This window comes from Variovorax sp. Root411, from assembly GCF_001425205.1.
Taxonomy (GTDB): Bacteria; Pseudomonadota; Gammaproteobacteria; order Burkholderiales; family Burkholderiaceae_C; genus Variovorax.
This window is the reverse complement of sequence record NZ_LMDW01000017.1, coordinates 305,217-311,327: the sequence shown is the minus strand read 5'-3', so window position 1 is coordinate 311,327 and position 6,111 is coordinate 305,217. Positions and strand designations below refer to the sequence as shown.

General features: G+C 64.7%; 8 protein-coding genes. 4 read left to right on the top strand and 4 right to left on the bottom strand.

The genetic code is table 11. The features are described 5' to 3' along the window. Nucleotides 1-282 (bottom strand): alcohol dehydrogenase catalytic domain-containing protein (locus ASC92_RS21905; RefSeq protein ID WP_157609101.1); only part of this gene is annotated, 282 nt, incomplete at its 3' end. A 137-nt stretch (nt 283-419) separates the two neighbouring features. Here ASC92_RS21905 and ASC92_RS21900 point away from each other — a divergent pair. Next, nucleotides 420-1,322, top strand: coding sequence for a LysR family transcriptional regulator (locus tag ASC92_RS21900; RefSeq protein ID WP_056519890.1), 903 nt, complete (start codon nt 420-422; stop codon nt 1,320-1,322). Nucleotides 1,323-1,673: 351 nt separating this feature from the next. After that, a complete protein-coding gene (locus tag ASC92_RS21895) occupies nt 1,674-2,354 on the top strand; it encodes a hypothetical protein (RefSeq protein ID WP_056519886.1) in 681 nt (226 codons plus the stop codon). Nucleotides 2,355-2,717: 363 nt separating this feature from the next. On the opposite strand, the gene ASC92_RS21890 is transcribed toward ASC92_RS21895, so the two are convergent. Continuing rightward, nucleotides 2,718-3,581 carry a class I SAM-dependent methyltransferase gene (locus tag ASC92_RS21890; protein ID WP_056519883.1) on the bottom strand — a complete coding sequence of 288 codons (864 nt, stop codon included), beginning with the start codon at nt 3,579-3,581 and terminating at the stop codon, nt 2,718-2,720. Nucleotides 3,582-3,677: 96 nt separating this feature from the next. Then, nucleotides 3,678-4,571 carry an NAD(P)/FAD-dependent oxidoreductase gene (locus ASC92_RS21885; RefSeq protein ID WP_056519880.1) on the bottom strand — a complete coding sequence of 298 codons (894 nt, stop codon included), beginning with the start codon at nt 4,569-4,571 and terminating at the stop codon, nt 3,678-3,680. A 96-nt stretch (nt 4,572-4,667) separates the two neighbouring features. Here ASC92_RS21885 and ASC92_RS21880 point away from each other — a divergent pair, with 96 nt between their 5' ends. Both ASC92_RS21880 and ASC92_RS28940 read left to right on the top strand, forming a co-directional pair. Beyond that, nucleotides 4,668-5,306, top strand: coding sequence for a TetR/AcrR family transcriptional regulator (locus ASC92_RS21880; protein WP_056519877.1), 639 nt, complete (start codon nt 4,668-4,670; stop codon nt 5,304-5,306). A 147-nt stretch (nt 5,307-5,453) separates the two neighbouring features. Beyond that, complete coding sequence (locus ASC92_RS28940) at nt 5,454-5,603, top strand: hypothetical protein (RefSeq protein ID WP_162245733.1); 150 nt, start codon at nt 5,454-5,456, stop codon at nt 5,601-5,603. On the opposite strand, the gene ASC92_RS21875 is transcribed toward ASC92_RS28940, so the two are convergent. Next, nucleotides 5,600-5,872, bottom strand: a complete 273-nt coding sequence (locus ASC92_RS21875) for a hypothetical protein (RefSeq protein WP_056519874.1) — start codon at nt 5,870-5,872, stop codon at nt 5,600-5,602. The two genes, ASC92_RS28940 and ASC92_RS21875, sit on opposite strands and share 4 nt — an antisense overlap. Nucleotides 5,873-6,111: the final 239 nt, after the last annotated feature.

Below are 6,111 nucleotides of genomic sequence, written 5' to 3'. Positions count from 1 at the left end.
GGGCGGCAGCAGCACGGTCTGGCCCACCGCCGGGCCTTGGGTGTCAGGGCCCAACTCGACAACACGCCCGACGCCCTCGCTGCCACCGACCGCTGGCAATGGCGGCAGCAACCCGTACTGACCGGTGAGCGTCAGTACGTCGCTGGGGTTGATGGGCGCGGCCAGCACCGCCACAAGGGCTTGACCTTGGGCCAGCACTGGACGATCGAATGGCACCGCCTCGATCGCGGCTTGCGGCACCGGACCGCGTTCGTTGTATTGCGCTTTGAGCATCGTCGTCATATCGGTGTTCTTCAGTGCCTTGTCGGCGTGTGTGTTGGTCAGGCCAATGCTAGGGAGTGCCGGCGTTGTGCGGAAGCCATCGCGTTCGCCATAATCCTTTGTCCAAACGACAACAATAGAGGCGACGGGAGCAAACCATGGACAAGCTGCGCGCTCTGCACTACCTGCTCAAGGTGGCGGACACCCTGAGCTTCTCGCGGACCGCCCTGGCGTTCGGCGTGCCGGCATCGTCGATCTCCCGCCGCATTGCGGACCTGGAAGCGGATCTTGGCGTCGAACTCCTGCACCGCACGACGCGCACCGTGCGGCTCACTGAGGTCGGCACCCTCTACCTGGAACAGGTGCGAAAGGGCCTCGCGCAACTGAACGACGCGGACGATCTGGTCGGGCGTCGCGGGAGCACGCCGAGCGGCATCTTGCGCATCAGCGCCATGCCGAGCTACGGCAGGTTGCTGCTCATGCCTGCACTGCAGGACTTCGGGGAGCTCTACCCGGACATCGTCCTCGATGTTCACCTCAGCGACGCCCTGGCGGACCTCGGCCGGGATCAGATCGACATCGCCATCCGGGGCGGCCACTTGCCGCAGGAGCGCGTGGTGGCGCGCAAGCTCGACCCGAACCGTATGGTTCTTGCGGCTTCGCCACAGTACCTTCGGGCAATGGGTACGCCGCGTACGCTGGACGATCTGTCAAATCATCGGGCGCTCATGTATCGCGGCCCCCACGCCGTACTCAAGTGGTTGGGGCATGACGAGGAGGGCTGGCGCGAGATCCCCGCCACGCCAGCCTTCATCAGCAACGACGGTACGAGCCTCGTCGCACTGGCCTGCCGACACCGCGGCCTGGTGCTGCTGGCGGAATGGGGCCTGAAGGACTATCTGCACCGTGGCGAGCTGACCGAAATCACGCTTGACCGGCCCGTGTCGGTGAGCCGCGCCGACGAGTTGGGGATCTACCTGCTGTACCTGCAGACGCGCTACCGGGTTCCAAAGGTTCGGGTAGCGGTGGAGTTCCTGGTGAAGCGGCTGCAAACAGGTTGACCGCGGGGAACGTGATGTATGCGGCGCACGACCTGCTGCGGCTGCGTCCAAGTTCGGATCCATCGTGAGCGTCATCGGCTCGGGCACCATTTCGACGTTTTTGGGCGAGCAGTGGGTTCAGGCCCATCCGCGAGTCTTGCCGTACATCGCGGCCATCGAAAGCGCTCAATGAGCAACAGACGTCAGTCAGTCAGGAGCAGTCTCTCGTGTCTGCGGCAGCGCTCGACGACAAGCAGCCGTCCTTCCGCCGCAATGATGTTGAGTTGCGGTCACCGCATGGTGGCGGGCTTGGGTTGTCGCTGACACGATGGTGCGGTAGCCTCCCGGCTCCAATACTGCCAGGAGACTTCGATGCCCAGTCGCTTCATTCTTTCCACTGGCGCCGCCGTCGCAGCCGCCGCCCTGATCGTCGGTTGCGGTGCCATGGGGTCATCGGGCGGCAACCCCATGAGCTTCTTCATCACCAGCGCCAACCCCGGCAAGGGCGGCGACCTCGGTGGCCTGGCTGGAGCCGACCGCTTCTGCCAGTCGCTGGCCACGAGCGCCGGGGCGGGCAATAAAGCTTGGCGTGCTTACTTGAGCACCGCTGCCGCGAACGGGCAGCCGGCTGTCAATGCGCGCGACCGGATCGGCACCGGTCCCTGGACCAACGCCAAGGGAGTCGTCGTCGCCACCAGCGTGGCCGACCTGCACAGCGCCAACGCCAAGGTGGGCAAGGACACCTCGCTGACAGAGAAGGGTGAGGTTGTCTCTGGTTTCGGCGATCCGGTCAACCGCCATGACATCCTCACTGGCTCGCGTTCTGACGGTACCCTGGCCGTGCCCGATCCCGGCAAGGACACTACTTGCGGCAATTGGACCCAAAGCGACGGCGGCTCCGCCATCGTGGGTCATCACGACCACAAGGGCACCAATCCCGATCCAGTAGCCAACGCTTCGTGGAACTCCTCGCACGGTACGCGCGGCTGCAGCGTCGACCAACTCAAAATGAGCGGCAGCGCCGGGCTGATGTACTGCTTCGCGACGAACTGACTTTGGCAGATGGACGGGCCTCGGCCGGCGTAGTCTCGCCCAGGGTGTCCTTGCCCAGCTCGAGCATGACGATGCAAGTCATCTCCTCGCCGATCTTGCGGCGCGTGAAGCACGATGCTTTTGTGTGCCCGCGCTGGAGAGCTTTAACGGAATCACCCCTCGCTTTAGGCCCTGCGCCACCAACCACCCTTCGGCAACAGTCGGCCAGCAGCGGTCACTCGTCGCTGCCTCACAACGGTGTCTTTGTGAGCGCGTGCGCACTGTCCAGTTTGGCGGTCAACAATCAAGCCAGAAGGGACATCAATCTGACCGGCCAAAGACGCCCCACTCCGCCGAGCGGGGGCGTCTCCCTGTTGGTCCCTATCAGCTTGCCGGATTGCGTGCCATGACGATCCACGCCGCGCCGTCGATCATCACCGACCGCTCGCCGGGGAGGCCCGCGAAGGCGGCACGAACCGCGGCCGAGGCGCGGGCGCGGATGTCGTCGGGCTGATCAGCGAACGCACGGGCCAGCGGGCCGACCTCGAGCGTCATCTTCACTGCCTCGCTGATCGCAGCGTCCCGCGTCACGCCCTCGCCAAACGGGACGGAAGCATCGAAGGGCGCGATAGCGACATCGGTGAAGCCGGCCGCTGTCAGGATGCGAGACACCCGCCCCCGGTCGCCGAACGAAAATGGGCCGGGCGCTTCGGGATCGGGCGGCGCGCTCGGCGGGAGGATGCCTTTGATCGCGCCCATCGGCAGGCGCACCCAATCGTTCTCGGCCGCGCCGCGCCAGCAGACGAAAGCGACGCGCCCGCCCGGCCGGAGCGCGCGTCGCATATGGGCGAATGCCCCTGTCGGATCGTCGAAGAACATCACCCCGAAACGCGAGAACAGGATGTCGAACGCGCCCTCGGGCAGCTCGGCGCTGCTGGCGTCGGCCACCTGGAACAGGGCCGGCGTATCCGGTGGCGCAAGCGCGCGCGCTCGGCCGATCAGCGGTTCGGATATGTCCACGCCCAGCACGTGGCCCCCCGTGCCGACGCGGGCGGCCAGAGCCAGACTCGATGCGCCCGCTCCGCAGCCGACGTCCAGCACTCGCTCACCCGTCGCGGGCGCGGCGGCCTCTATCGCGGCCTGGCCGAACACCGCCACCATGGCGTCGAGGCGGGCCTGGTTGGCGACCCAGCGCTCCCCGCTTTGACCATTCCAGTCGGCCAACTGATAGGCATTTTGCTCTGCCATGTCATCTCCTTGACTCGACGATCCGTCCTTCACCGCGCCGATCTACGCCAACCTTTTCGACGGCGACGACGCAACGGGAGAAGGGAATCCGTGCTCTCAAGCCAGCATCGACTGCTGGGCGAAGATACCCGCCATCGCGCCCTGCGATGATGCCTGGGTGACCGAGGGCAAGAAGGGCGTGGCAAGGTCGCCGGCGGCGTAGATGCCGGGCATGCTGGTTTGGCGGCGCTCGTCGACCTTGAGGACGATGCCGGTGGGCGTATCGACCGTGGCGAGGCCCAGCGATTCATGCAGACTAGCGGACGGCTTGTTGCGCGGATGGGCGAACAGGACGTCGACCGCGACATTGCGGCGGGTATCGAGATTGACGGTGGTGATACGGCCCTTTTCATGGGCGATCTCGATGATCCGGCCATCGACGACAGGTATGTCGCGATTCGCCAGATCGGCCTGGATATCGGGCGGAATGTCGTGACCGTCGGCGAAGACAGTCAACTTGTCGGTCCAATCAAGGAACAGCCTGACCTGATTGTGCGACTGCGGGCCGGACCAGACGACGCCCCAATGCTGGCCGGCGACTTCAAAGCCATCGCAATATGGGCAGGGCACGATGGACGTGCCCCAGCTTTCGGCAAAGCCCGGAACATCAGGCATCTGGTCGGCGACGCCATAGCTCAGGATCACGCGGCGCGCCCTCAGGCTTTCGTTATCGTCAGTGACGACGCAGAAATCGTCGATTGCGCCAGACACGCTCTCGGCCCGGGCATTGACCAGCCTGATCGCTGGATAGCGCGCCAGCTGCGCCCGCGCCTCGGCCAGGATGTCCAGCGGTGGCTTGTGATCGTGGCCGAGCAGGCCATGCGAGTGGCCGGCGAAGCGGTTGCGCGGCAGGCCGGTATCGAGAACGGTGACCTTGCGGCCGGCCCGGCCGAGCTGCAGGGCCGCCGCAAGGCCGGCAAAGCTGCCGCCGATGATGATGACGTCATTCATGGTGATGGGCTTCGTGTGAGCGAGTTGATTATTGGACTTTCAAGTACAGTAATGTGGGGTAGATATAGTAAACTGTCAAGTCCACTAAATATGCCCATGACCCGCCTCCCAGTTCCTGCTCCGAAGCCCCAACGCGGGCGGCCACGCGATCCCGAGCGCGGCCGGCGCATCCTGGAAGCGGCGCAAAGGCACTTCGATGAGCATGGTCTGGAGCGTGCCAGCGTGGATGCCATCGCTTTGGACGCAGGCGTCTCCAAGATGACCGTGTACAGCAACTTCGGCTCCAAGGAGGGGCTGTTCCAGGCAGTCGTGCGCGACAGGACGGCAGCCGTGTTGGCTGGCTTCCCGGGCACCGGGGCGCTGGACCCGGACCAGCCGGAGAAGGTGCTGCTGGCGATCGGCGCCCGGTTTCTCGCACTGACGCGCGGAGACGCGCTGGGCGCGTTGCGCGCTGTTTATGGCGTCGCGGGGGCGCAGCCGGAAGTCTGCCGTGCGTTGTACAAGGAGGGTCCGGAGCGTGTGAACGACGAATTGGCTGCATACCTGCGTCTTGCCAACTCGGCAGGCACGCTGAAGGTACGGAACCCGCTTCAGGCCGCGGACCTGTTCCTGTCGATGTTCCTGGGCTCCGGGCACATCCGCGGACTGCTGAAGCTCGAGATGCCGGGTACCCGGGAAAACAGGGCTCTTCTGCGCGAGGCCGTACGGGTCTTCATGGCGGCGTACGGCGCGTAGGCACACACAATGTGGCAAGGTCGCGATTACGCGGCGGTAAGTGAATCGAAGCTTTTAGGCCGGAACCTTGAGCCGCATTCCGCCGCCGCTCAAGAGACCAAGATGGTGAGTTTTAACGTCCGCTTCCCAAGCCGGCGAAGGACAGCAATGCGCGCGAAGCTGCCACTGAAACCCACCTCGCAAACAATCTCGACCGAGCCGAATTCGCTCCATCGCGAAGGCTTCATCCGTCGTGCCGAGAAGCATCCCATTCCCCAGGCGGGCCGCGAAATCCGCAGCCCGCAGACCTGCCTCTAACTGCCAGTCTCAGGCGTTCCGCGCCGCGCCTTCTCATTCTCCTGAAACAACTCCCCCGCCTTGCGCGCCAGTTCAGCCGCAAGCCAAAGCAGGTTGTCCAGCTGCCGAGGCCCATCCCCGCTGCACCAGTCGATGTCTTCCCCGTGGCAGACCCACAGCAGGGCTTCGAGTTGGGCGAGTGTGTTTTCGAGGTGATCCGCCGGTTCTTGGTGGGCGTTTCCGTCGGGGGATACCGGCGTGCGAGGCCGGGCTATAGTCTTGGTAGCCATTTTTGTGCGTTCCTTCCAAGGTTGTTGCACGAACTTGGTTAGACGGCCGGGGTGCTCGTAACACCCCGGCCGTCGCCTTTGATACCTCGCATTTGCATCGCTGCTTTCGCACCGACAACCTGCCGCGAGGCAAGCAGCCTTCAAACATTTCAATGGCTTTGTGTGTGTAGCGCCGTCCTTCTCCCCTTGTTGGGGTTTTGAGTGGCAGGGGCAACTACTGTAGAGAAGAGCGCAGCGCG

Excerpts from the sequence above, each read along its gene's own strand:
- ASC92_RS21900 (WP_056519890.1), top strand. The coding sequence starts at position 420 with ATGGACAAGCTGCGCGCTCTGCACTACCTGCTCAAGGTGGCGGACACC.
- ASC92_RS21895 (WP_056519886.1), top strand. The coding sequence starts at position 1,674 with ATGCCCAGTCGCTTCATTCTTTCCACTGGCGCCGCCGTCGCAGCCGCC.
- ASC92_RS21890 (WP_056519883.1), bottom strand. The coding sequence starts at position 3,581 with ATGGCAGAGCAAAATGCCTATCAGTTGGCCGACTGGAATGGTCAAAGC.
- ASC92_RS21885 (WP_056519880.1), bottom strand. The coding sequence starts at position 4,571 with ATGAATGACGTCATCATCATCGGCGGCAGCTTTGCCGGCCTTGCGGCG.
- ASC92_RS21880 (WP_056519877.1), top strand. The coding sequence starts at position 4,668 with ATGACCCGCCTCCCAGTTCCTGCTCCGAAGCCCCAACGCGGGCGGCCA.
- ASC92_RS28940 (WP_162245733.1), top strand. The coding sequence starts at position 5,454 with ATGCGCGCGAAGCTGCCACTGAAACCCACCTCGCAAACAATCTCGACC.
- ASC92_RS21875 (WP_056519874.1), bottom strand. The coding sequence starts at position 5,872 with ATGGCTACCAAGACTATAGCCCGGCCTCGCACGCCGGTATCCCCCGAC.